Source organism: Atlantibacter sp. RC6, assembly GCF_014193285.1.
Taxonomy (GTDB): Bacteria; Pseudomonadota; Gammaproteobacteria; order Enterobacterales; family Enterobacteriaceae; genus Atlantibacter.
The window spans coordinates 1-24,717 of record NZ_JACHZE010000016.1; the positions used below are offsets into that span (position 1 = coordinate 1).

Here is a 24,717-nt window from a genome sequence, read left to right on the forward strand (position 1 = left end):
TCTGACCTGGTGGCTGCCGTTCAGGGGCTACATGAACAAAATGTGACGCAACTGGATGAAATTACGTCACTCAGACAGGAGCTGGACGAACTGAAGGAAAAAGTGGATCAACTCATCGCTAAATAATTCAGCCCGTTACGTCAGCGCTGGAAATTAATAGTCAGCGCTGATATTGCCTCCTTCGTTAATTAAAACTACTGTATATAAAAACAGTATTTATAAAAAAAGGAGGGACTATGCCACGTCGTAATGACATTGAATCGGCGTTCAGATCCGCCATGCACACAGCGCCAGGCGGAAAAAGGACAGTAACTACGGCTGATTTTGTTCAGGAGCTGGGCCGGATAAACTGGTGCTGCTCGCTGAGAACGGCAAACCATTGGATCGAGATGTCGGTTTCAATTTTCAGCGACATCACACCGGACGCCAGCGAGAACCGCACATTCGTGTTGTCCGGCCGGAACGGAGGACACTGACATGGGATTCCCGTCGCCAGCGGCTGACTTCGCCGAACCCACGCTCTCGCTCGATGCCATGTTCATTAAACGACCACACGCCACTTACTTTATGCGGGCTGGCCAGATGCACTGGCGCGCAGGGATCATGAAAGACGCGCTGCTGGTTGTCGACAGTTCGCTGCCCGCGCTTGATGGATCAATAGTGGTCTGCGCTCTGGCAGGGGATTATCAGGTTCGCAGAATGCGGCTCTATCCGTCCCCACACCTGGAGCACCTGGACACATTCGAAAAAGCGACGCTGGCGGATGATGATGATCAGATTTTTGGCGTGGTGGCGTACATCGTTAACGATGCCCGGAGTCAGGAATTTGACGATATCCCTGTGATTTAACCAGTTAGTTTGAAGATTCAAAAAAAAAGCCCGCACGGGAGCGGGCGTCAATCTCTTAGTCTTTTAGTATATATCCTGCGTTCAGGACGCAGGTGTATAACATATCGGTAAAATTTATCATTTCTTTAAATGCGCGGTCTTAGGACTTCTCATTCAAATCAACGTTAACGTCTTGTACTCATAGCCCTGGATCTGCGATATCATTTATGAATTCCCGCGTTTTATCGTTAAACCCCACTGCAGAAAAACGCATTACAAGATTACTTTCTTTAATAGTGACAGATTCCTTACGCATGAATTCTCCAATGATGTATTTCTTCCCTTCCGGCGTGTATGCATACCAGTACATACCCATTTTGCTGTCGCAATTCTGATACCAGCGGACTTTAACGCCATTAACGGTTACGCTCTGTGATGAGCCACTTTGTGAGCATTCGAAGAGATTTCTTGAAGTAAGATAAATGTTAACATCGCCACCAGAGGTTCTTCCTAGGAACATGTACCAATTACCGTCATCTGACATAACTGTTGGATTATTATTTTGGGCTATATACCAGCCTTCAGCGTAGGCAGGGAAAATAAAAAGTAATAAAAATGAAATAATTAACTTATGCATATTTCTGTCCTTTTAAAGATATGCGAGTTAAGCAATGCATAATAAAGGCAAGATACAGTAGAGGATATTATATCAAGCTTGGTGTTTTTATTCTATCAAAGAGTAATTACACTGTTTATTTAACTTAAGAATTTATATATAACTACGGTATCTGACTTTATACATATTTATCGCCAACAGATCTTATTTGAGCACTGAATCACGAATTTTTTTGCAATGACCTACTGAGTAAATAGGTTATAACCACGTAGTTTTATTTAGCTGAATGGCGGCCATTAATGCCGTGCTGAGTGTGAAAACGGACGAATAGCAAGTATCTTCCATTCCTTCTGGTGCATCATCAGGGTTATCAATTTATCTGTACCAAATATCACATATTTTGGCAGTTCTGGTGACGGGATTGGCACCGGTCGCCACTGCGCGGAAAGTAAACTTACTCCCTGAAATCGTCATACTCTCGCTATTACCAGAAATCGCTCCTCCTGCGTTTATTCTTCAACAAGCCACATGTCAGCTTCTTCAAACATCTCCTCCAGCATACGGTTCAGCTTTTCCCGATCACTTTTGCTGGCATCACTGTTAAGGCCGTTTGCCTGCATCGGCTTAACCTTCACCTCGGCATCGGGAAAGATCCGATGTACTCGCTTCGTCAGCTCTGCCAGGATAACCTCTCTGGCCCCTTCAAGTCCCTCTACATTTCGCTTGTCATAAACCAGTTCAACGAACATAAAAGCCTCCGGAAAACCACTGTGGTTATATACAGTATTTTTACTGTAAAAATAAACAGTGTCAAGGCGAGCGGAGCGCGAAAGGGGAATGGGTTTTTGTTACCCTTAGTTACAAATAGAAAAACCCCAGACCGTGAAATCTGGGGTTCTTTTAAAGTGCACGTGCATTTCACGTGCATATTTTTGTCTTTTCTAGGTCTGCCATCTGTCTGGTCAGTGTCCGTAAGTGGCTGTTTTTAATGCCGCTGTCCGGTTGCAGTCCTAACAAAAGTGGTGGAGCTGGCGGGAGTTGAACCCGCGTCCGAAATTCCTACATCCTTGGTACTACATGCTTAGTCAGTCTTTACATTCGCCTGGCACCTGCGGACCGACACGCCACTACCAGACTAGCCTGATTAGTTTTAACGCTTCAACCCCAGGCAGGGCATCCGCGCGATCTCTTTTGGGTTTGACCTCTCTTTGATCCCCGTCTTAAGAGCGGAAGCTAGGGAGAGAGGGCTCAGAGCAGGTTATTAAGCTGCTAAAGCGTAGTTTTCGTCGTTTGCGACTATTTTTTTGCGGCTTTTTACGAGGCCAACCGCCCCTCGGCATGCACCTTGGGTTTCGCGAATCCCGTCGAATCCAGAATCAGCCCCAATAGTGTTGAAGCAAGTATAACAGATTTTGCCTTTGCCATGCCAGTCCATATCGCTACGACTTTTGTATGAGCGCGTGGGCAGAATGGAAGGTTTTGCCATAAGTGATGGTTTTTAGCCTAATTATCATACAGATATAATAATTTGTTATGGGGTAGACTATATTTGAAATAATCCGAAATAAATACTGTGTATTATTGACCAGGAATGTTCTTATAAATGATTCTGCATAATATATTTTCTATGCTTCTATTTTTAAATAGTTACACATAGTGATGATATTAATATTGATTACCTCCCACTTTATCCCCCGCACCATCTTTTATAACAGCCACTTATTACCTGCTAGCACAGGCGTAATTTTTTGCCACCGCATAATTGTTGCATTTTTTTTTGCCTAATTAAGAAAGCTTGTTTATATGTTTAATTGCGCATACCGGCTACCTGCAATCGCGCCATTTAATAAAAAATAAATTACATTCAGCAAGTTATCTTCGATTTAAACACTTTTACCAGGCAAAGCTTTGATGCTGCTTTAAACGAAGCGGCATCAATATTTAGCGGGTGTGATGCATTCACCTCGCCGGGTTGAGTGTTGTCTTTATTCGGGAGATAGCCGACATGGCTTTAGAAAATAACCGTTCAGAATCCGTTGATATTCTTAATCGCAAAACTGGCGATCTGGTTACGCAATATTCCGGGCCCGGCGATCGTGTGGTGAATATCACCCAATCCAGTGTGGTGAGAATTAATGCCTCACCGGAATCTGTGAATTTTTATGAGCGCCAGGGCGATGACTTGATCGTCCATATGCGCGACGGTTCGACGGTTCGTTATCAAAACTTTTTCCATCTTGATGCCGACGGCTTGCACAGCGAGCTGATTTTTGAAGATCAGTACGGCACCCATCATGCGGTTTTTCCCTTTGCAACCGAAGCGGGCCCTGCAGCGGCAGAAGCCATTGTTCCCGTGATGGCGGATACGTCGCTGGGCGCGCTGATCGGCGGTGAAGGTCTGTCAACCGCGGCGATTCTGGGCGGCCTGGCGGCGGTAGGCGGCATTGCTGGGGTAGCCATTGCCGCAAGTGGCGGCGGTGGCGGTGGTGGTAATGATAACGACAGCGGCAACGGCAACGGCGGTGGAGACGGCGAGGGCGGTAACGGCGGCGGTGACGGTGGAACCGGCGGTGGGGATAACGGCAACGGGGGAGAAGATGGCGGAACGGGCGGCGGCGATAATGGCGGCGGCGACAATGGTGGCGGCGATGACGGCACTGGCGGCACCAACCCTGGCGGTGAAAACCCCACGCCCTCCACGCTGAATATCGCGCCTTTTACTGAAGACAACGTTATCAATCTCACTGAAAGTAATAGCGATCAAATCCTTAGCGGCACCACGGACGCCAGCAACGCGGGCCGGACAATTACCGTTACCCTGGGCAACAACAGCTGGAACGCGGTAATCGCGGCGGACGGCAGCTGGGCAGTGACCATACCGGGCGCGGTGCTGCAAGCGTTGCCTCAGGGCGACGCTAATCTGAACGTCTCTTTCGTCGACAGTAACGGCAATCCGATCTCCGAAGATATCACCCTGACTGTGGATACCATCCCGCCAGAGCTTGGCCTGGCGGAATTCTCTCCCGGAAACGTGCTCGATCAGGCGCTGATCGACAGCGGAAAACTCATCTCCGGCTTTAGCTCGCCGGAAGATGCCGGGCAGACGGTCACCATTACGCTTGGCGAAAACCAGTTTGAGGCGATTATTGCCGAAGACGGCAGCTGGAGTGCGTTAATCCCGTCTGAGGTGCTGCAAACGTTACAGGAAGAGCAGGTTTATACCCTGGAAATCAGCGTCACGGATCGGGCAGGCAATACCGCCACGGCTGAGCAAAGCTTTATCGTGAATACCACCCAGCCGGTTATTCAGCTGGAGCCGTTTGCCGGTGACAACCAACTCAATGGGGCAGAGCTGGCGCTTAGCCAGGTCCTGACGGGCTGGACGGCGAATATCGATCCTGGCCAGATAGTGAGAGTGACCCTGGGCGCGAACAGCTATTTCACACGCGTGGCCGGTGACGGCAGCTTCCAGCTCACGGTCCCTGCCGGGGATTTACAGGCGTTGGTGCCGCCCGCCGAAACCATTACCGTGCAGTGCCAGAACAATGACGGCACGCCGCTGGCGCAAACTACGGAAACGCTGGTGATCGACCCCTCTCAGGACGCCATCGCGATTGCCATTCTTTCCACCGATGATTACCTGAACGCGGCAGAATCGACCCAGCCGCTGGAAGTGCGCGGTGTGACCACCGTGACCGGGCCCGGTGTCGCGGTGACGGTGAATTTTAACGGCAAAGATTATGCTGCGCTGGTGGACGGTGCAGGCAACTGGAGCGCCGTGATCCCGCCGGAAGATCTGGCTTCGCTGCCGGATGGCGTGAACCCGGTGACCGCCACGGTGACCTATGGCACAGAGAGCGCCAGCGACGCCCGCGACCTGAACGTGATGGTGAATTTCCTGCCGAAACCCACGCTCGACGCGCCGTTTGGCGACGGTTATCTCAACGCGCAGGAAATCACCGCTAATCAAACCCTTACCGGCAGCACCGGAATTACCGGGACGGGGCAGCAGGTGACGGTCCAGCTTGGCGATAAGAGCTATAACGCGATTGTGGATGTGGACGGGCGCTGGTCGCTTACTGTACCGACTGCGGATCTTCAGAGCCTGCGCGAAGGCACCGTAACCCTCAACGTCAATGCGATCGATGCGGCAGGCAACAGCGTCACGCTGGCGGGTAACGCCATCGTCGACGTGACGCCGCCTATCCTCAGCCTGCTACCGCTTTCTGGCGACGGCAAACTGAGCGCCGCAGAGCTCAGCGCGGCGCAGACGCTGTCGGGCGTCACGACGCCGGAGCAAAATGGCCGCGAAGTGGTGGTGGAAATTAACAACCAGCGCTTTACCACCACGGTTAACAGCGACGGAACCTGGCGCGTCGCGCTGCCTGCCGGTAGCCTGAGCTCGCTGCTGGCAGGCGATAACAACTACACCGTGACGCTCACCGACAGCGCAGGCAACAGCCAACAGGCCATCGGCACGGTATCAGTGAAAACCGCGCAGCCGCTGCTGAGCGTCGATCCGTTTACCGCCAATAACGCCCTTAACGCCGCTGAAATGAAAACCGATCAGTGGCTGACCGGCTCGACAAATAACGTCGAGGCAGGCAGCAAAATCGTGGTGGTGCTGGGTAACCAGGAATTCACCACCCAAGTGGACGCCGATGGCAACTGGCGCATCCAGATGACCGCCGCCGATTTGCAAAGGCTGGCTGACGGCACCAACACGTTGCAGGTCTTGGTGACGGACGCCTATGGCCAGCCCGCCACTCAGCAGCACAGCTTCGTGGTGGATAAGAGCCTGAGCGCGGTAGCGATCAGCATCATCGCCGATGACGATTATCTTAATCAGGCGGAAAGCGCCGAAGATCTGGTGGTGCGCGGGACCAGTTCCGGCTTACCGGCGGGCACGACGATCAACGTTGATTTCGGTGGCCTGGTCATCCCCACCCAGGTTAACGCGGATGGAACCTGGAGCGTGACCATCACCGCCGGACAATTAACCGATGTCTCCGACGGCCCGCTGACGATTACCGCCACGGCAACCGCGCCGGATAACTCCACCGTCACCGATACGCATCTGCTTAACGTGGTGGTAGATAATCTGCCACAGCCGACCCTGGACTTGCCGTTTGGCGATGGAGTACTCAACCTGGCGGAACGCGGGCAGTCCCATCAAATCACCGGCAACACCGGCATTTCCGGCGGCGGGCAGCAGGTCACCGTGACGCTTGATGGCAACACCTATCGTGGCCAGGTGGCCGCAGACGGAAGCTGGAGCGTTAGCTTGCCCGCAGGCGCGCTGACCGATCTGACCGAGGCTGACTCCCCCGTGGCGCTGGTGGTGACCGTCACCGATGTGGCGGGCAACGTGGTACCGATTAACGAAAGCTTTACGGTCGACGTCACGCCGCCGACCATAAACGTGTTGCCATTTGCGGGTGACGATATCCTGAATGTGACGGAAGCTGGCGTAACGCAAACGCTCAGCGGCACCGCGCCGGGGGCGGAAAACGGGCAGACGGTCACGGTGGTGATTAACGGTGTCACTTATCAAACCACCACCGGCTCGCTGGGTGGCTGGGAACTGCCGATCCCTGCTCAGGATCTCCAGGCGCTGCCCAACGGCCCGGTCGCCATTACCATTACCGCCACCGATAGCGCGGGCAACGCGACCACCATTACCCATCTGATTACCGTGGATACCGATCCGCAGCAGCAACCGCGCATCGTGATCGACCCGGTAACCGCTAACAACATCATTGATGCCGGCGAAGTGCTTGCCGATGTCACTATCACTGGTTACACCCTGAACGTGGAAGCCGGGCGCGAAGTGACGGTGACAATCAACGGCGGGAGCTGGACCGGGCTGGTCGATGCCGCAGGACGCTGGAGCGTCACGGTGCCGCAGGCGGCAATCGGCGCGTTGGCTGATGGCGAACAGACCGTAACCGTAACGGTCACCGATGCGGCGGGCAATGCGGCCGGCGCGGATCGTACCTTCACCGTGAACCTCGACACCAGCTCGCTGACCCTCGATCCGATCACCGGCGATAATATCCTCGGCGTCGCCGATCTGGCTGATGGATTCGCCATCACCGGCAACAGCGTGAATATCGCTGAAGGCACTGTGCTGACCGTGACCCTGAACGGCAAACAGTACCCGGCGACCGTAGCGGCAGGCGGCATCTGGAGCGCACAGGTTAGCCAGGCGGATGCCGCCGCGCTGGCCGATGGCGCCGCCACCCTCACCGTGTCGGGTATTGATGCCGATGGCAATCCGATTTCCACCTCGCACAGCTTTAACGTGCTGACCCACCAAACGCCGGAGCCGACGCTCAATACGCCGTTTACCGACGGCATCGTCAGCGCGAGCGAACTGAGCGGCGGGACGCTGAGCGGCACCACCGGCGTGAGCGGCGCAGGGCAGACCGTCACCGTCACGCTGGGCACCGCTACCCTGACCGCCACCGTAGACGCCAACGGTAACTGGAGCGTGGCTGTACCCGGTAGCGCACTGGCGGATCTGGCTGAAGGCCCGAACGCGCTGGTGGTTACGGCGACCGATGCCGCAGGCAACAGCAACGCCCTGGAGAGCAGCCTCGACGTGGATACCACGCCGCCGACCCTGACCATCGGGGCCATCGCCGGCGATAACATCGTCAACATCGCTGAAGCGAAACAGGAAATCATCATCAGCGGGACCGCAGGTCCGTTTGACCCTGAGCGGGCGCAGTATGTGATCGTCGATGTCAACGGCCAGAAATACAGCGCGCTGATCCAGGAAGGGAATACCTGGAGCGCGACCATTCCGGCCAACGCGCTGAGTAATCTGCCGGATGGCCCGGTTACCGTGACTGTCACAGCCAGCGACTCGGTGGGTAACAGTACGACGGAAAGCACCACTCTGACGCTGAACACCGATCCGCTGAGCGCCCCGACGCTGACGCTGAACCCGATCTCCGGGGATGATTACGTCAACGCCATCGAAGCGCAGGGCGTGGTTCAACTTACCGGTAAAACGACCTTCGTCGAGCCGGGCCGCGAAGTCGTACTGACGCTGAACGGCGTGGAATATCGCGCCACGGTTGATGAAAACGGCAACTGGTCAGTTGGCGTTGAGTCCACGGATCTGGCCGCCATCGCCGATGGCCCACAGGTGATTAGCGCTGTGGTGACGGATGCGGCGGGCAACCCGGCCAGCGCGACCCGTTCGGTTACCTTTATCGCCAGCGAAGCCAGTCAGCCGAGCCTGACCGTGGACGTGGTGGCCGGGGACGATGTGATCAATGCCCGGGAGCAGGATCTGCCGCTGACCATTACCGGCGGATCGCGCAACCTGCCGCAGGGCACGCAGGTGGATATTACGCTGGGCGACGAGCGTTACACTGCCACCGTTGGCCCGGACGGCAAATGGCAGGTCACGCTTCAGCCAGCCGATCTGGCGGCGCTGGCCGATCAGGGGTATGAGCTGGTGGTCACCGCCCTCGATCCGGCATCAAACGAAGCGTTGATCGCTTACCCGATCACCGTTGATACCTCGGGCCCGGACGTCAATATTGATGTCGGTGGTTTTTACGCCGATGGTCGTCTGAATCTGGCGGAAGCCAACGCCGATCAACTTTTAACCGGCAGTACGGCGGCGGGTTCGACCGTGTCGCTGACGATCAACGGCAACACCCTTACCACTCAGGCAGGCATTGACGGCACATGGCAACTGACGTTGCCATCCCAGGATCTGCGGGCGCTCGATCAAGGCCTGAACAATCTGCAACTGATCGTCACCGACCCGCAAGGCAACGTCACCCTCGAGCCGCTGCCGCTGGATGTCGGCACCGTACTGCCGACCCTGGCGCTGGACGCGGTGTTCGGCGATAACCTGATCAGTATCAATGAGGCGGACACGGGCGGAGAAATCACCGGGACGGCCACGGGTCTTGCCGACGGCACAGCGGTGGAAATTTATCTTGGCGGCACTCTGCTGGGGACCGGGACTGTCACCGACGGCGTGTGGACCGTGGCGATAGATACCGGCGAGTTCAATAACTTTACCAGCGGGCAGTATGAACTGACCGTCAGCGCCACCGATCAATACGGCAACCCGGCCAGCGCCAGCGCAAATATCGAACTGCTGTTAACTGAACCGCAGGCCACGCTGCCGCAAGCGCTGTTCGCCGACGGTTACCTGAACCAGCTGGAAGCCAGCGTTGGCCAGACCCTGACCGGAAACACCGGTATTACCGGCAGCGGTCAGAACGTGGTGCTGAATATTGAGGGGCAGCCACCCATTACCGGCACCGTGGACGCTCAGGGCAACTGGACGGTACAGCTTTCTGCCGATGTGCTGCAAAACCTGGAGGATGGCGCTTACGACCTCACCGTGACTGTCACCGACAAAGCGGGGAATACCACGACCAGCCCGACGGAAACCGTCGAGGTGCGCACTGACGCGCTGCCGTTGCCGACCCTGACTCCGCCGTTTACCGATGGCACCCTGAACGGCGATGAAGCAGACGCTGGCGGCGCGCTGGGCGGCGCCACGGGCCTGGCGGCGGAAAATATCGGCCAGGTAACCGTCAGTATTAACAACGGTCCAGCGCAGGTTGCCACGGTGAACCCGGACGGCAGTTGGACGCTGCCGCTGACCCCGGAACAGCTGAACGCGCTGCCGGACGGCACGCTGCCGGTGACGGTGGTGGTCACCGATGTGGCGGGCAATACCTCCACTGGCAACAGCAGCCTTGGCGTGGTGATCAATACCGTGCCGCAAGCGACCTTTATGACCCCGTTTGGCGACGGCGTGCTCAACTCTGCTGAAACTCAGACGCCGCAGGTGATCCGTGGCTCTACAGGCGTCACCGGCGCAGGCCAAACGGTGATCCTGACGTTTAACGGCGAGGACTACCCCGGCACGGTGAATGCGCAGGGCGAATGGAGCGTGACGCTGCCAACCAACGCCTTTGTCGGTCTGACGACGGGAACCACTCCGACCATGACGGTGCAGGTGACTGATGCGGCGCTGAATACCGATTCCGCTGACTTAACCTATCAGGTGCAGACCGCGCTGCCGACGCCGCAGATCACCAGCCTGTTCGGCGACGATGACGTCCTGAATATCGCGGAAGCTGCCGGTCCGCTGACCCTGACGGGGACCACTGGCGTGACCGGGCCGAATCAGTATGTCACCGTCACCATCGACGTAAACGGCTCTCGCTATGTGGCAACCGTAACGCCGGAAGGCAACTGGAGCGTGCCGCTGCCTGCTGGCGCATTGCAGTCGCTGCAAAATGGCCCGCACACTATCACGGTCATCGCCCAGGATCAGTACGGCAATCAGACGCCGCTGGAGGTGCCGTTTACCGCCGCGCTGACGCCGCCCACCGTTACCATCAGCACCCCCATCTTTAGCGATGGCTACGTGAACGTGGCGGAATCGGATGGCAATACCCAGTTGAGCGGCTCGCTGACCACCGGCGTGCCGGAAGACACGACCGTCACTGTCACCATTGGCGGCGTCCCGTTCACGGCGGAGGTTTCCGGTAATAGCTGGACGCTTAACCTTGGCCCGGATAGCCTGGAGGGTGTGCCGAACGGCCCGCAGAGCGTGGTGGTGACCATTACCGATGAGGCGGGAAATACCGGCAGCGCGACGGTACCGGTGAATATTGCGATCATCCCGCCGACCATCACGGTGGATCTCCCGTTTGGCGATGGGGTGCTCGACTTTACCGAAAGCCAGCAGCTCCAGACCATTAGCGGCACCACTACCAATGTGGAAGCCGGGCAAACCGTGACGGTTACTATGGCGGGCCAGCAATACACCGCCACCGTGCAGCCTGGCGGCGGCTGGTCGTTACAATTGACGCCGCAACAAATGACCTTACTCACCGCAGGTGACGGCACCCTGGTCGCCACGGTTAACGACCGGGCCCAGAATCCGGCATCTTCTGATCCGGTTGATATTTCAATCGCGACCACCCCACCGGAATACAGCGTCACCATCAACCCGCCAGGCACGGATGGCTACCTGAACGCCAGTGAACTGAGCGGCGAAACGGTGGAAATTTCCGGGCGTACTACCGGTTTTGCCGCCGGTCAGGAAGTGACGATCACCGTTAATGACGTTGCGGTCGGCAACGCCGTGATTGACGCCGACGGTAACTGGACGCTTCCCGTGTCATCGGCAGTCTTTGCGGCGCAGACCAGTTACACCGTGATTGGCACCACCGTCGCCGAACCGGTGACGACGGGCACCACCAGCGTGATTGTCGATACCACGCCGCCAGAGGTGGTCATCAATCCCGTCTCGGACGATGACGTTATCAGCGCCAGCGAAAGCAATCAGCCGTTGATCATTACCGGTACTGCGGTGGGTGAACAGGGCCGCACCGTGACAGTCACCCTGAACGGACAAATGCTGTACAGCACCGTAGACAGCGCGGGCAACTGGAGCGTCACGCTGTCGCCTGCCCAGGTCGCGGCGCTGCCGAACGGGACGTTGAATGTCATCGCATCAATGACCGATGCGGCAGGTAACCCGGATTCGGAAGTGCGTGTGATTACCGTCGACAAAGACGCGCCGCTGCTGGAGGTGGATGCCTTGGGCGTGCCGGCGCTACTGACCACGGCGACCGTCTTACCGGGCGTATTGCTGGCCGGGCAGGGCGATCCTGGCGAAACGGTCACCGTGCGCGTCGGGGTGCTCGAAGTGAACGCCCTCGTCGGGCCGGATGGCCGCTGGACCATCAACTCAGCGGATCTGGATCTCACCTCGCTTTCTGACGGTGCGCAGGTGATTTCGATTACCTCTACCGATGCGGCGGGCAATACCTCCACTAATAATGTGGCGCTCAACGTGGCGCTCAACCGCGGGCTGGGCGTGCTGGTGGAGGATCTGATTGGCGGAGACGGCATCCTGAACGTTGCCGAATCGCTGCTCACCCAGACCCTGACCGGCACCATTACCGGGGATTATCGTGGCGCAACGGTGGAAGCGACGCTGATCGGCACCGATATCACGCTACCGGTGGTGGCCGTCGGGCCGGATGGCCGCTTCGCGATTGATTTCCCGCCGGAGCTTTGGTCACAAATCCTCTCTGATACCGTTTCTCTGCAACTGAACGTCACCGACGCTAACGGCAACACCACTAACGAGATCATTGACGTGCGTCTGGCGCTGACCGATCTGCCGGTCATTGGCGATGTGATTGCGGCGGGCGACAACATTATCAACGTGCTGGACAGCACCACCGACCAACTGGTGACGGGGACGCTGTCCAAGGTGGAAAACGTGGCCGGTGTAGCGGTCACCCTGGCGGGCAACACCTACCAGGCGGTGCTGAACGGCACCCAGTGGGCCGTGGCATTACCGCAGGAGGTGCTGGCTGCGCTGCCTGACGGCACGGCGGCGCTTCAGGTGGCGGTCACCGATACCTTTGGCAACGTAGTGTCGGACACCATCAACCTGACGGTGGCGCTGCGTAATCTGCCGACCCTGGCGCTGGATCCGCTGTTTGGCGACGGGACGCTCAGCATTCCTGATTTGCTGTCCGGGCTGGTCAGCGGGACGGCGACCGGGCTGGCGGGCCAGACATTGAATATCAGCATCGGCGATGCGCCGCTGTTAACCACCACGGTCGGTGAGAATGGCCGCTGGTCGGTGGCGTTAACCCCAGAGGTTCGCGATATTCTGCAAACCGTGGGCAGCGGGACTGTACCGGTAAGCGTCACGGCCACCGATCAGAACGGCAACGTCGCCGCAGCGGAAAATACGCTGCGTCTCGACCTGCTGCAACCAGTGCTGGATGGCCTGACGATGTTTGGCGACGGGCTGCTGAACGCGGTTGACGCGCTGGCAACCCAGACCATCACCGGCGTGGTGGGCAATGCGCCAGCAGGCTCCAGCGTCTCGGTGGATATTGGCGGCAGAACCTTTGCCGGCGTGGTCGCCAGCAACGGGGCGTTCACCATTTCTGTCGGCCCGGCCCAACTGGCGCTGCTGTCGGACGGCGTATTTACCCCAACGGTGACCATCACGACGCCAAACGGTAATACCAGCCAGGTGCCGGGCAGTTCGCCAGTCACGATTGGATTGACCAATCTGCCGACGGTAGTCGTCGATACCGTGTTTGGCGATGGCTTCCTCAACGCGGTGGAGACCGGCGTCGCTCAGACCATCAGCGGGACGGTGGCTAATCTGGCCAGCGGCACGGTGCAGGTGCGCATCGGCAATGCAGCGCCGCTGGAAGCCACCATCAACAACGGCGTCTGGTCGGTTCAGGTCCAGCCTGATGTGCTGCGTTTGCTGCCGGATGGCGCGCTCAACGTCAGCGCGACGGTGCAGGATGCCGTAGGCAACGTGGCGACCGGCAACAATGTGCTGAACAGCATTATCAACGCCGTACCAACGCTGGCGGTCAATACGCCGTTTGGCGACGGCAGCCTGAGCCTGACGGACCTGCTGACCAACCAGATCCTGAGCGGCAGTTCCACCAACCTGGCGGCGGGCACGCAAATCACCGTCAACGTCGGGCCGCTGGCGCTGCGTACCACCGTTGCGGCAGACGGCAGCTGGCAGCTGTCGCTGCCCGGCTCGGTATTGCAGGGCTTGCAGGACGGGACTCAGTTAATCTCGGTGACGGCGCAGGACGCGGCTGGCAACGTGGCGCAGGGCACGCAAAATCTGCTGGTGTCCATCGCCGCGCTGCCATCGATTATTCTCGACCCGCTGTTCGGCGACGGCGGCCTGAACGCCGCCGATATCCTGAGCGCGAAAGTGATCACCGGTAGCAGCACCAACGCCGTCGGCGCGCAGGTTAACCTGCTGCTGGGCGGCAAAACCTACCAGACCACGGTGGGCGCGGATGGCAAATGGTCGATCCCGGTTTCGCAAACCGATCTCGGCCAGTTGCTGGACGGTACGCTGACGGTTAACGCGTCGCTGACCAACGCCGCAGGCAACAGCGCCAATACCAGCGCGCTGCTGAACGTGGTCACCCATCTACTGCCGACCATTTCGCTGACCTCGCTGTTTGGTAACGACAGTTATCTGAACGTGAGCGAAGCGAACGCCGGGCAGATCCTCAGCGGACGGTTAACCGGGGCAGGTGCGGGCGCGAGCGTGGTCGTCACTCTCGGTAACACGCCGTACAACGCCACGGTGAACCCGGACGGTACCTGGTCTCTGGCGTTGAGTCGCAACATTCTCAGCGGCCTGACTAACGGCGCGCTGAAAGTTGGCGTGGCGGTAACGGATAACGTCGGCAACGTGACTCGCACCAGTACTGACGTGACCGTGAAACTCACCACGCCAGAGCTGACCTTCAATGCCTTGCAGTCGCTTAACCTGCTGACGCTGCTGTCGAAAGGGCTGACCCTGAGCGGGGGTTCCCGTAACCTGGGGGCTGGCGCGGTGGTGCATCTGTCGCTGCTGAATAACACCGTGACCACCACGGCGATCACCGATGCCAACGGCAACTGGTCGGCGAATCTCGGTCTGGGGCTGAATATTCTGCAACTGCTGTCGTTGTCCAGTGTGTTGACCATCTACTCCACGGATGTGGCGGGCAACACGGGCTATCTGAACGTGGGGCTGGGCGGCAATATCATCTCTACCGAGCCGCCAGCGGGCGTCACCGTCACGCAGGCCGATGCGGAAACCTTCTCGCTGCTGGCGGCGACCGCCGATGTGCAGCAGGAACCGACGGCAACCCAGGAAGAGCAAACCACCACGCTGGCGCGGGATGATGCGGCAGGGTTTGCTGAACCTCAAACCACCACCGAAAGCGAGCTCAGCAGCTTCACGATTGGCGGCGTGAGTATCGACCTGGCCGACGGCACATACCAGAGCGGGGAGACGCTTCAGGGCAGCGAGGGCAACGATACCATCCACCTGTCAACGCTGGGCTTTACCGCCATCGACGCAGGGGCGGGCACCGATACCCTGGTGCTGGACGGCATCAATATGACCCTCGACCTCACCGCGCTGGCCGGCAAATTGCACAATATCGAAATTTTCGATTTGGGCCAGTCCGGCACTAACGCCATCACTCTCGATCTCAATGAGGCGCTGACCATCACCGACAAACCGGAAGACGATCTGCTGATCAAAGGCAGCAACGGCGACCAGGTGAATCTGGTGAAAGGGCAGGGCGATATCTGGCAGGTCAGCGGGCAGCGTGAAGTGGACGGCGTGCAGTTTGATGTTTACCACAACAGTTCGCAGACCAACACCCTGGGGGATGTGCTGGTGCAACACGGGTTACACGTCAACGTGGTTTAACGGGCGACACAGGCAGGGACGCAGGGAACTCAGGGATGAGGCCATGACTGCTAACAATATCACCAGCCGCCTGCGGGCGGCTTTACAAGGTGGAACCCTATGACGATAAAACCTGTGTACCGACGCACGGTGGCGGCGCTGCTGGTCGCCGTGGCGTTGTGCAGTACCGCAAAGGCGGCGCAAGAGGATTTTCGCTGGCAAACCGCGCCAACCGAAGCCTTTCAGGCGCAACTGACCATCAAAGAAGCCATCCTGCGCGCCTTCGCGCGCAATCCAAAAATCGCCCAGGCCTCGGCGCAAATCCAGGTCGGCAAAGCCAATCTCTCCGAAGCGGAAAGCGCGTGGTTTCCGCAAATTGCGCTCACCGGCAACGCCGGGCGTTCGCACCGTACCGACTCCGCGGGGTCGCTGAACAGCAACGCGGCGGCGGGCATCAACCTGAAACAGTTGCTGTGGGACTTCGGGAAAACCGGCGGCAGCATCGACGAGCAGGAAAATCTTTCAACTGCTTATCAGTACGACCTGTACACCACCCTGAATCAGGTCGGCATGGAAACCCTGCAATCCTATTTGCAGGTCAAGCGCTACCAGGCGCTGGCGAAAGCGGCGGAACGCAACCGCAGTTCGCTGGAATCGGTGCGCGAGATGGCGAAGTTGCGCGCCGGGGCGGGGCTCAGTTCCCAGTCCGACGTATTGCAGGCCAGCACGCGCATTGCCGCCATGAACGCCACCTATGAACAATACCAGGCGCAGATGCGTTCGGCGCAGGCGTCACTCAGCGTGCTCACCGGCGTCGTCTCCGACAATCTGCCGGACCTGCCTGACGATTTGATGAAGCAAAAAATCTCGCTCAAGGCCCTGCCTTACGACCAGAACAACGCGGTGCGCAGCGCCCAGGCGAAACAGTTGGCCTCGGAAGAGCGCATTCGCCAGGCCAGGGCGCAGCACTACCCGACCATTTCGGTGCAGGCGGGGCGCACCCGCTATCAGAACGACAACGGCGACTACTGGGATGACGAAGTGCAACTGGTGGTGGACGCGCCGCTGTATCAGGGCGGCGCGGTAAGCGCCCGGGTGGATGCCGCCGAAGGCGATCGGGCCAACGCCCGCGCCCAGGTGGAAGCCAGCAAGCTTGAGGTGAACCAAAAAGCCGCCACCGCCTGGGCGGATTTAACCGGCGCGCAGCAGCGCCAGCAGGCCGGTGAACTGCAACTGTTAAGCGCAGGCCAGGCGCGCGGGGTTTATCGCGACGAGTACCAGTTAAGCAAGCGCAGCCTGAATGATTTGCTGAGCGTCGAACAGGACGTATTTTCGGCACAAAGCGCCGCAATTGTCGCCCGCTACGACGCCTGGGATGCCGCCGTGCGTTACGCCGGGGCGGTAGATAATTTGCTCGATATGTTGGGCATCGAGCGCACCCGTTTAACAGGAGACAGCCTGCCGTCGTTATAGGCAGCGCTTGTGAAGGAGTCAGTATGGAACAGCCCGATACCGCAAGCTGGGTAGCCGCGATGACCCGCGCCGCTGGCCGCTTTGGCCTGACCAGCGACGCGCCCGCCGTCCGCCAGCAGATGCGCTGGTTTGAAAATCTGCCGTTATCCCAGCGTCTTTCCCGCATGGCGGGGCTAATGGGATTACAAATTCAAATGATACCCCGCGACCGGATGCGCTGGAGCCCGCAAAACTTGCCGGTGATCGTACCGGGCCAGGATGGCAATCTGGTGCTGATCGAGGCGCTGGACAGCGACGGCCTCGCCAGTTACTGGGTGAGCGACGGCGGCGATCTGGTGCGGGAAGAGGCGCTGGAGACGCTGCTGGAACGGTTACAGGATCAGGTGGTGATGATTGGCATCGCCGCCCGCAGCCACGACCCGCGGATTGATGAGTTCGCCCGGGCCTGGGAGCCGCACTGGTTCTGGCGGCATTTCCGCCACGCCGGACGCAAACTGGCGGAGATCTCGCTGGCATCGGTGGTGGGCAATGTGCTGGCGCTGGCAGGGATCCTGTTTTCTATGCAGGTTTACGACCGGGTGATCCCGGCGCAATCCTTTCCAACCCTGTGGGTGCTGTTTTTCGGCGTGCTGATGGCGGCGCTGCTGGAGTTCTTTATCCGCCTGGCGCGCACTCACGTGTCGGACATTATGGGTAAGCATATCGATCTTCAGGTCTCGTCGCTGTTTTTCGCCAGGGCGATGGCGATCAAAAACGACGCCCGCCCGAAATCCACCGGCTCCTTTATTTCCCAGTTGCGGGAAATCGATCAGGTGCGCGAACTGCTGACCTCCACCACCGTAGGGGCGGCGATGGATATTCCGTTTGTGCTGCTGTTCCTCGCCATTATGGCGCTGGTGGGCGGGCCGCTGGTGGCGATCCCGTTACTGGCGATCCCGCTGATCGTGATCCCCGGGATTCTGATCCAGTGGCCGATGGCGAAGCTCGCCAAAGAGGGGATGCGCGAAAGCGCGATCCGCAACGCGGTGCTGGTGGAATCCATCGAAGGGGTGGAGGACATCAAGGCACTCCAGGCGGAACCGTACTTTCAACGCCAGTGGGAACACACCCACCACGTGGGGGCCAGCATCGGCATGAAGCAGCGCATCTGGGGCGCGCGCCTGAGCGGCTGGGCCTCTACCGTGCAGCAAATCACCTACGCCGGAATGCTGGTATTCGGCAGCTATCTGGTGCTCGACGGGCAAATCACCACCGGGACGCTGGTGGCGTGCAGCCTGCTCTCGTCGCGCACCCTCGCGCCGCTGATGCAGTTGACCATGGTGTTTTCCCGCTGGCAGCACGCCAAAACCGCCATCAACGGGCTGAATGAACTGTTGAAGAAACCGCTGGATCGCGAAGCCTCGCGCAAGATGGCGCACTGCCCGGTACTGGCGGGGCATTACCAGTTCCAGAACGCGCAATACAGCTACGACGAAGAAAAGGGCGATCGCGCGTTGTCCATTGGCAAGCTGGAGATCAAGCCCGGCGAGCGGGTGGCGATCCTCGGCAAAGTCGGCGCAGGGAAATCGACGTTGCTGAAGCTGCTCAGCGGCCAGGCGCAACCGGGTAAAGGCAAAGTGATTATCGATGGCGTCGATCTGGCGCATATCGATCCTAATGATGTACGCCGCCAGGTGGGCTATCTGTCGCAGGATTCCCGGCTGTTTTTCGGCACCCTGCGCCAGAACCTGATGCTCGGCCACCCCCATGCCACTGAGGCGGAGCTGTTGCAGGCGCTGCGCATCAGCGGGGCGCTGGGCATGGTGCAGCAGGACGCCGCCAGCCTTGACCGGCTGATCAATGAAGGCGGGCGCGGGCTGTCCGGCGGCCAGCGCCAAATGGTGCTGTTGAGCCGCCTGATTGTGCGCAATCCACAAATTGTGTTGATGGACGAGCCGACGGCCAATATGGATGAACAGCTGGAAAATTTGATTATCCGCCAACTGCACCAGTGGCTGACGGGCCGCACGCTGGTACTGGTGACCCATCGCCCGGCGCTGCTGGCGCTGGTGGACCGGGTGATCGTGATGGATAACGGTCAGGTGGTGGCGGACGGGCCGCGTGATGAAATCCTCAAAACCGCCCAGCGTAACAGCAACGTGGCGTCCATCGCTTAAGGAGACAGGATGAGTCAACTTACTCTTGAGGAAGATCTGGCGCGTCAGGGACGCTTTTATTCGTCGGTGATCTGGTTGTCGCTGATCGGGCTGGTGGTGTTTTTTGCCTGGGCGTGGTTCGCCATGCTGGATGAAGTGACCGTCGGAACCGGTAAAGTCACGCCCTCCAGCCATGCGCAGGTGATTGAAAGCCTCGACGGCGGGATCGTTAACGCGCTGCTGGTGCAGGAAGGGGATATTGTCGAGCAGGGCCAGATGCTGGCGCGGCTTGACCCGACGCGTTTTCAGTCCAACTACGGCGAAGCGGCGGCGCGGGCCAGGGCGTTGCGGGCCTCCAGCGAGCGGCTGCGCGCCGAGCTTACCGGCGAACCGCTGAAATTCAGCGCGGAGTCGATGCGCGAGCCGAACCTGGTGGCGCGTGAACGCCAGCTGTATGAATCGCGGCGACGTAATCTCAACGAGACGGTCTCTAACCTGCAAAAAACGCTGGAGCTGATTAACGCTGAAATCCGCATGACCCAACCGCTGGTAGCGAAAGGGGCGGCGGGGCAGGTGGAAGTCATCCGCCTGCAACGCCAGGTCGCGGAGCTGCGCGGCAAGATCGACGAAGCGCGTAACCAGTATGCGGTGCGCGCCAGGGAGGAGCAGGTGAAGAACGACGCCGATCTGGATGCGCAGATCCAGGCGATGGCCGGTAAAGCCGATCAGCTGGATCGCGCCACGCTCTATTCGCCGGTGCGCGGGGTGGTAAAAGATATCCAGGTGACCACCGTGGGTGGCGTGCTCCAGCCGGGCGGTAAACTGATGGAGATCGTGCCGCTGGAGGACAAACTGCTGATTGAAACGCGCATCAACCCGCGTGATATCGCCTATATCCGCCCCGGCCTGCCTGCGACGGTCAAAGTGACGGCTTATGATTCATCCATCTACGGCAATCTCGACGGCAGAGTCGAAGTGGTATCGCCGGATACCATTCAGGATGAGGTACAGCGCGACCAGTTTTATTACCGGGTGTATGTACGCACCGACCACGCGGAGCTGGAGAACCGCAGCGGCAAACGCTTCCCGATTTTGCCGGGGATGGTAGCGAGCGTGGAGATTAAGACCGGTCAGAAAACGGTGCTCGATTACTTAATCAAGCCGTTGAATAAGGTAAAGGAGGCGCTAAGAGAGCGGTAATAAAAATCCCAACCGCAGGGTTGGGATTTGAAAGAATTAGCGGCCCGCGTTTTTCATAATGCGGGCTTTATCCACCTGCCACTCACGCTCTTTAACATCCGAGCGCTTGTCGTGCTGTTTCTTACCTTTCGCCACGCCGATTTTGACTTTGCACCAGGCGTTCTTCCAGTACAGCGACAGGGCAACCACGGTGTAACCTTCGCGGTTGATGCGGCCATACAGATTGTCGAGTTCGCGCTGATTCAGCAGCAGCTTACGGGTACGAGTGGGGTCGCAGACCACGTGCGTGGAGGCGACGTTAAGTGGGGTAAAGTTGGCGCCGAACAGATAGGCTTCGCCATCTTTTAAGATGACGTAACTGTCGCCGATATTGGCTTTTCCAGCGCGTAAGGATTTTACTTCCCAGCCCTGAAGGGCGAGGCCTGCTTCAAATTCGTCTTCGATAAAGTATTCGTGACGGGCGCGTTTGTTGAGCGCGATGGTGGCAGAACCCGGTTTGTGTGCTTTTTTCTTCGTCATAATGGCACTCAGTATACGTAATCCGACCTTAAAAAACACCCCATCCACAGGGGCAGAAAGCCGTTATAGTAGCACGTCTTAGGCGGGAGAGTTTTTGTTTCACCCGGGATAAATGCTATTCTTGGCAGGTTGCAGAACGACAGGAAACGCTATGCCTCAGATTAGCCGCACTGCCCTGGTGCCATACAGCGCCGAGCAGATGTACCAATTAGTGAATGATGTGAAATCCTATCCGGAATTTTTACCGGGCTGCGTGGGCAGCCGGGTGCTTGAATCCTCCGCAACGCAAATGACAGCGGCGGTGGAAGTCTCGAAAGCCGGGATCAGTAAAACGTTCACCACCCGCAATACCCTGACCAGCAACCAGAGCATTTTGATGCATCTGGTGGATGGGCCGTTTAAGCGCCTGATGGGCGGCTGGAAGTTTACCCCGCTCAGCCCGGAAGCGTGCCGCATTGAGTTCCAGCTTGATTTTGAGTTCACCAGCAAGCTGATCGAACTTGCGTTTGGCCGGGTGTTTAAAGAGCTGGCAGGCAGTATGGTTCAGGCGTTCTCGGCACGGGCGAAAGAGGTTTACAGTGCCAGCTAAGATCGCGGTTGAAGTGGCCTACGCGCTGCCGGAAAAGCAGTATCTGCGGCGCGTGACGCTGGAAGAGGGCGCAACGGTCGAGCAGGCGATCCACGCCTCGGGCCTGTTGGCGCTGCGTACCGATATCGATCTGGCGAAAAATAAGGTGGGGATTTACAGCAGGCCAGTAAAGCTCACCGACGTGCTGTCCGATGGCGATCGGGTGGAGATCTACCGGCCATTAATCGCTGACCCGAAAGAGTTGCGCCGCCAGCGCGCGGAAAAAACGGCGAAGAAGTGACGCCATCATTTTTTCACTAATGCGTTGAGCCGTGTGGCGGCGTTTTTATAAGGCGACGCCGTATTGAACTGGATCATACGGCCGCGCGTCCAGGTGTTGTACCAGGGGATACCATACAGCGCGTCGTCACTGTAGCTTTCCACCAGCTCAAGTAGCTTGCGGTGGGTATCGGCATGCTTTTCAAGTAATGCCGACCAGCAAGTAATAGAGGCGTAATCGGCATAGTATTTTTGCGCCAGTTTGCCTAATTCGTTCCATTTATAACCGCTGGCCGGAAAATCGATATTTTGCCCGGCGCGTTCCTGCTGATGCCAGTACAGCACCTGTTCTCCCCAGCCGATGAGATAACTTACCAGATTCGCCACGCTCATTTGCGTGCCGCTGACGTGACCGTCGAGCTGCGTGATATAAGCTTGTTCGGCGGGAACGAGGCTGAGTTTTTTTTGTAACGCATCCCAGTTTTTAGTCATCGCCGCCAGCAGCTGTTTTTTATTTTCAGGTATTGACACGCTATTTACCCCATAAAAAAAGGTGCCAGGTGGCACCTTTTGAACGCGTTATTTGATGAGCGCGGGTTTGTTATCAATGTTAGTCAGCACGCCGCTGCTGTTGAAGGTCAGCGTCAGCGTTTGCTGCGTGACGCTTTCGTGCCCCGGTTGCTGGCGGAACACGTAGAACCAGGTATTGGTGCCGAACGGGTCGCTCATCATTGGGGTGCCCAGTGCATACGCAACCTGCTGTTGTGTCATCCCGACGCGGATTTTCGATACGTCGTTAGTGGTCAGGTAGTTGCCCTGGTTGATGTCCGGGCGGTACACCACTCGCTCCAGCGTGGAACAACCAGCGGTCAGCATCAGAAGGGCCGCCGCAGCAGCAGTCAGCGTTTTACAGCGCATAGTCATGTGATTCCTTTTCGGGCCCGAGCAGTCTGTGGCTCATGGATAATTTGCCGATAATAATAAACCTTCAGCCAGTTTAAAACCTTAGGCGCTTCAGTATGACCGCGAGAGTGGAAAAAAGTTGGTGAAAAGTCGCTATAACGGATTTTCACCGGGGGAGTTGGTGGTAATTTAACCAACGGTGCGCGAAAGCTTCGCGCACCGCCGGGAAATCATCAGGCCGCTAACAGTTCGCGGGCATTGGCCAGGGTATTGCGAGTCACTTCGCTACCCCCCAGTAAACGGGCCAGCTCCTGCAGGCGAGCGCGCTTGTCCAGCGGCTGCATGTGGGTTTCCGTCATTGCGCCATCGGTCTCTTTGCTGACAAAGAAGTGTTGATGCCCACAGCCCGCCACTTGCGGCAGGTGAGTCACGCACATAACCTGGGTGGATTCGCCAAGCTGACGCAGCATTTTGCCGACAATCGCCGCCGTCGGGCCGCTGATACCTACGTCCACTTCGTCGAAAATCAGCGCCGGGGTTTCCATCTTACGGGCGGTGATCACCTGAATCGCCAGCGCGATGCGGGAGAGCTCGCCGCCGGACGCCACTTTCGCCAGCGGCTGCAACGGCTGGCCCGGGTTGGTGGTGACGCGGAAATCAATCCGGTCAGCGCCATCGGCGGTGAGGTGATTTTCTTCAAACGCCACCTCAATGTTTAAACGACCATGCGGCATAGAAAGTAAGTGCATACTTTCGGTAATCAACTGGCTCAGCTCGTTGGCATAAACGCGGCGGCTGTCATGCAGTTTTTTAGCGGTTTCCAGCGCCAGCTTGTGATGTACGGCCACCGCTTCCGTTAAGGCCTCCAGCGAATCGGCCTGGCCATCAAGCAACGCTTGTTCATCCAGCAGGCTTTGATGGAACGCAGGCAGCGCTTCCGGCGCGATACGGTGCTTGCGCGCCAGGTTAATTTGCCGGGAGAGGCGCTGCTCCAGTTCATACAGACGGTTGGGGTCCATATCCAGACGATCACAGTAATGGCGCAGTTCATCGCCGGCTTCCGTAAGCTGGATTGCCGCTTCTTCCAGCATATCCAGCACGCTGGACAGCTTTTCATCCATACCGGCCAGTTCGGCGAGCAACTGGCGGGCCGAGTAAAGCTGGCTTTGAATATTGGCGTCTTCGCCATCGGCAATCAGCTGTAACGCCTGCTGCCCGGAAGAGAGCAACTGGCCGCTATTGGCCAGTCGTTTGTATTCGGCATCGATCTGCTCGTATTCGCCCGGCTGTGGGGAGAATTCATTAAGCTCTTTTAGCTGGTATTGCAGCAGTTCGGCGCGCGCGGCGCGATCCTGGCTCTGCTGCTGGTGAGCCGCCAGATCGCGGCAGCTTTGATGCCACTGGCGATAGTGCTGGGCCATTTGCTGAGTAAGCGCATGCTCACCGGCGTAGCCATCCAGCAAGGTGCGTTGGTGTTCAGGCTTAAGCAGCAATTGATGCGCGTGCTGGCCGTGGATTTGAATCAGCAACTGACCCAGCTCGCGCAGCTGTGACAACGGGACCGCAGTGCCGTTAATAAAACCGCGTGAACGCCCATCGCTGCTGATCACGCGGCGAAGCAGGCACTCACTTCCGTCTTCAAGCTGGTTTTCTTCCAGCCAGCGCAGGGCGGCGGGGGTATCTTTTAACGAGAAACGGGCGCAGAGATCGGCACGGGAAGCGCCAGCGCGCACCATATCGGCTTCGGCGCGTCCGCCCAGGCACAGGCCGAGCGCGTCAATCGCGATGGATTTACCCGCCCCGGTTTCACCGGTAATGGCGGTCATCCCGCCGTGAAAGTCGATTTCAAGTTCACGAACAATAGCGAAATTGCTGATGGTCAGTTGTGCCAGCATAACCGCTTTCCTGTATAAAAGAACATTGCTGTTTATGCATACAG

At 58.0% G+C, this 24,717-nt stretch carries 14 protein-coding genes and 1 other RNA gene; 8 read left to right on the plus strand and 7 right to left on the minus strand.

Annotated elements, in window-relative coordinates:
* Positions 1-236 precede the first annotated feature (236 nt).
* Together FHW74_RS22085 and FHW74_RS22090 are read left to right on the plus strand one after the other, a co-directional pair.
* Positions 237-476 (plus strand): DNA polymerase V, encoded by a 240-nt coding sequence (locus tag FHW74_RS22085; RefSeq protein WP_183172445.1) that lies wholly within the window; start codon positions 237-239, stop codon positions 474-476.
* Between the two features lies 1 nt (position 477).
* Positions 478-849, plus strand: coding sequence for a S24 family peptidase (locus tag FHW74_RS22090; protein WP_183172446.1), 372 nt, complete (start codon positions 478-480; stop codon positions 847-849).
* 178 nt (positions 850-1,027) lie between these two features.
* On the opposite strand, the gene FHW74_RS22095 is transcribed toward FHW74_RS22090, so the two are convergent.
* From FHW74_RS22095 to ssrA, 3 genes are all read right to left on the minus strand, one after another.
* Positions 1,028-1,465 (minus strand): hypothetical protein, encoded by a 438-nt coding sequence (locus FHW74_RS22095; protein WP_183172447.1) that lies wholly within the window; start codon positions 1,463-1,465, stop codon positions 1,028-1,030.
* Between the two features lie 488 nt (positions 1,466-1,953).
* Positions 1,954-2,193, minus strand: coding sequence for a DinI family protein (locus tag FHW74_RS22100; RefSeq protein WP_183172448.1), 240 nt, complete (start codon positions 2,191-2,193; stop codon positions 1,954-1,956).
* A 271-nt stretch (positions 2,194-2,464) separates the two neighbouring features.
* Positions 2,465-2,828: a transfer-messenger RNA gene (ssrA, locus tag FHW74_RS22105) on the minus strand.
* 621 nt (positions 2,829-3,449) lie between these two features.
* Between ssrA and FHW74_RS22110 the strand changes: the two genes are divergently transcribed.
* The 4 genes from FHW74_RS22110 (at position 3,450) to FHW74_RS22125 (ending at position 20,509) form a co-directional block, all read left to right on the plus strand.
* A complete protein-coding gene (locus FHW74_RS22110) occupies positions 3,450-15,722 on the plus strand; it encodes an Ig-like domain-containing protein (RefSeq protein ID WP_183172449.1) in 12,273 nt (4,090 codons plus the stop codon).
* A 99-nt stretch (positions 15,723-15,821) separates the two neighbouring features.
* Complete coding sequence (locus tag FHW74_RS22115) at positions 15,822-17,174, plus strand: TolC family outer membrane protein (protein WP_183172450.1); 1,353 nt, start codon at positions 15,822-15,824, stop codon at positions 17,172-17,174.
* A gap of 23 nt (positions 17,175-17,197) precedes the next feature.
* Positions 17,198-19,330 (plus strand): type I secretion system permease/ATPase, encoded by a 2,133-nt coding sequence (locus FHW74_RS22120; RefSeq protein WP_183172451.1) that lies wholly within the window; start codon positions 17,198-17,200, stop codon positions 19,328-19,330.
* A gap of 9 nt (positions 19,331-19,339) precedes the next feature.
* Entirely contained in the window at positions 19,340-20,509 is a 1,170-nt protein-coding gene (locus tag FHW74_RS22125) for an HlyD family efflux transporter periplasmic adaptor subunit (protein ID WP_183172452.1), read from the plus strand.
* Positions 20,510-20,545: 36 nt separating this feature from the next.
* Here FHW74_RS22125 and smpB read toward each other — a convergent pair whose 3' ends face one another.
* Positions 20,546-21,028, minus strand: coding sequence for an SsrA-binding protein SmpB (gene smpB / locus FHW74_RS22130; RefSeq protein WP_183172453.1), 483 nt, complete (start codon positions 21,026-21,028; stop codon positions 20,546-20,548).
* Between the two features lie 151 nt (positions 21,029-21,179).
* On the opposite strand from smpB, the gene FHW74_RS22135 reads away from it, so the two are divergent.
* Both FHW74_RS22135 and FHW74_RS22140 read left to right on the plus strand, forming a co-directional pair.
* A complete protein-coding gene (locus FHW74_RS22135) occupies positions 21,180-21,617 on the plus strand; it encodes a type II toxin-antitoxin system RatA family toxin (protein WP_203124251.1) in 438 nt (145 codons plus the stop codon).
* Positions 21,607-21,897, plus strand: coding sequence for an RnfH family protein (locus tag FHW74_RS22140; protein WP_183172455.1), 291 nt, complete (start codon positions 21,607-21,609; stop codon positions 21,895-21,897). Before FHW74_RS22135 ends, FHW74_RS22140 begins: the two co-directional genes overlap by 11 nt.
* 5 nt (positions 21,898-21,902) lie before the next feature.
* Here FHW74_RS22140 and FHW74_RS22145 read toward each other — a convergent pair whose 3' ends face one another.
* The 3 genes from FHW74_RS22145 to recN form a co-directional block, all read right to left on the minus strand.
* Complete coding sequence (locus FHW74_RS22145; protein ID WP_183172456.1) at positions 21,903-22,406, minus strand: ClbS/DfsB family four-helix bundle protein; 504 nt, start codon at positions 22,404-22,406, stop codon at positions 21,903-21,905.
* 48 nt (positions 22,407-22,454) lie between these two features.
* Positions 22,455-22,793, minus strand: coding sequence for an outer membrane protein assembly factor BamE (bamE, locus tag FHW74_RS22150; protein ID WP_183172477.1), 339 nt, complete (start codon positions 22,791-22,793; stop codon positions 22,455-22,457).
* A gap of 218 nt (positions 22,794-23,011) precedes the next feature.
* Positions 23,012-24,673 carry a DNA repair protein RecN gene (gene recN / locus FHW74_RS22155; RefSeq protein ID WP_183172457.1) on the minus strand — a complete coding sequence of 554 codons (1,662 nt, stop codon included), beginning with the start codon at positions 24,671-24,673 and terminating at the stop codon, positions 23,012-23,014.
* Between the last annotated feature and the right edge of the window lie 44 nt (positions 24,674-24,717).